Here is a 2,010-nt window from a genome sequence, read left to right on the forward strand (position 1 = left end):
TGTAGCGGCTATTTAGTAATGCGACAGTTGGGCCAGTTAGAGATGCGACAGTCTTGCCTCTCGACGCACTGGTCAAAGCCAACGTCGGGAGCAAGGATGACGACCTTCAGCCTGGTCGAGACCATGAGCGGTCGGAGTCGTCATGTCCTTTATGATCACCATGTCGCAGAAAGAATTGCATCGCCTCGAACTCATCCAGAAGATCCGCGACGAACGCCTGAGCGTTGTCCAGGCTGCCGAACAGCTCGACCTCAGTCGAAGTCAGGTCCATCGGCTGCTGCAGGCCTATGACCGGGATGGTCCGGCTGGCCTTGTTTCCAAGAAGCGATCGCGCCCGAGCAACCGGCGCCATAGCGAGGCGTTTCGCAATGCGGCGCTGGATCTGATCCGCGAACGCTATCTGGATTTCGGTCCGACGCTAGCACGTGAGAAGCTGATCGAGCTGCATCGGATCTCTGTCGCCAAGGAGACGCTGCGACAATGGATGACCGAGGCTGGTATCTGGGTCTCGCGCAGAGAACGCAAAAAACGGATTTTCCAGCCACGCGGCCGACGTGATTGCTTTGGCGAACTGGTGCAGATCGATGGGTCTCATCATTGTTGGTTCGAGAACCGCGGCCCCAAATGCGCCCTGCTCGTCTATATCGACGATGCCACTGGAAAGCTCTTACATCTTCGCTTTGCTGGCTCGGAGAATACGTTCGACTATCTGCATGCGACGAAGGCTTATCTGCAGCAATGGGGCAAACCGCTGGCCTTCTACAGTGACAAGCACGGCGTCTTTCGTTCGACCCATGCGTCGGAGAAGGACCGGACGAGCGGCCTGACACAATTCGGCCGGGCGCTTTATGAGCTGAACATCGACATCATCTGTGCCAATACCCCGCAGGCCAAAGGCCGTGTGGAACGTGCGAACCAGACATTGCAGGATCGGCTGGTCAAGGAGATGCGGCTTCGCGGCATCGACACGATCGAGGAAGCCAACGGCTATGCGGCTGAGTTCATTACGGATTTCAACGCACGTTTCGGCAAACAGCCGCGCAATCCGAAGGACATGCACCGGCCGTTGGCCGATCACGAGAACCTTGATGGCGCCATGTGCCGCAAGGAAGTCCGCACGCTGTCGCAGGCTTTGACGCTACGCTACGACAAGGTGCTGTTCATTCTCGATCCGACCGACGTTTCCAGACCCTTGGCCGGCCAAAAGGTGATTGTTTGCGATTATCCGGACGGTCGCCTCGAGATCATGCACGAGAGCTTTGCCCTACCCTACAGAACCTTTGACAAGCTGCGGTCGGTCCATCGGCCGGAAGTCGTCGACAACAAGCGTCTGGACGACATGCTGTCAATCGTCGCCGAGATGCAGGCTGGACGACAACAGCAGCGGAGCAAGAGCGGCCCTCGCCGCACCGGACAGACGGATCATATGTTCGGCATTCGGGACGGCAGCACAGCCAACGGCTATCAGAAGCGAGGCCGCAAGCCGAGGACAGATTACATGAACGATCCGGCGGTGATTGCGCGGCGAGAGAAAGCGTTGTTGAGGCAACCAACGGCGGAATAAAGATCGTCAGTGCACGCCGATGTCGCTTTGTGTATCTGATTCCAGCTGCAGGCAGGCGGACCAAAGCGGCGTCTTGTGGAAGGCTCCGTCTTGAAGAAGCGTGAGCCCTTCTCGTGCCTCATAAAGCAGGCCCAGCCAGCACAGGCGCCGCAGGACACCATATTGGAGATCGGATTTTAGCTCCCAGGCTTCCAGGGTCATTTCGGTGTCGGACAGAGGTGCCATGTCTGGATAGAGGATCTTCACGGCCTCCAATGGCGTGCAGCCCTCTCTCGTCTTGATATTGAGAAGATTGAGGAACATGCGCCACCAAGGTAACCGAGCTTGGACCTTTTCCTTGCGCTCGGTGGCGTGGACATAGGAATAGAGATAATCCGTGGCGACGCGATCGAAGAAGGCTTGCGGATTCATCAGGAACTCGCGGCCACGTCTGGTTGGCAGCAGCA

Annotated in this window: 1 protein-coding gene and 1 pseudogene; one reads left to right on the forward strand and one right to left on the reverse strand. The window is 57.6% G+C overall.

Annotated elements, in window-relative coordinates:
* Positions 1-142 precede the first annotated feature (142 nt).
* Complete coding sequence (locus ACYJRZ_RS31810; RefSeq protein ID WP_113396044.1) at positions 143-1,564, forward strand: ISNCY family transposase; 1,422 nt, start codon at positions 143-145, stop codon at positions 1,562-1,564.
* A 6-nt stretch (positions 1,565-1,570) separates the two neighbouring features.
* Here the strand turns inward: ACYJRZ_RS31810 and ACYJRZ_RS31815 are convergent.
* Positions 1,571-2,010 (reverse strand): annotated as a pseudogene (locus ACYJRZ_RS31815) (hypothetical protein); the annotation flags it as partial.

This window comes from Rhizobium sp. No.120, from assembly GCF_054558365.1.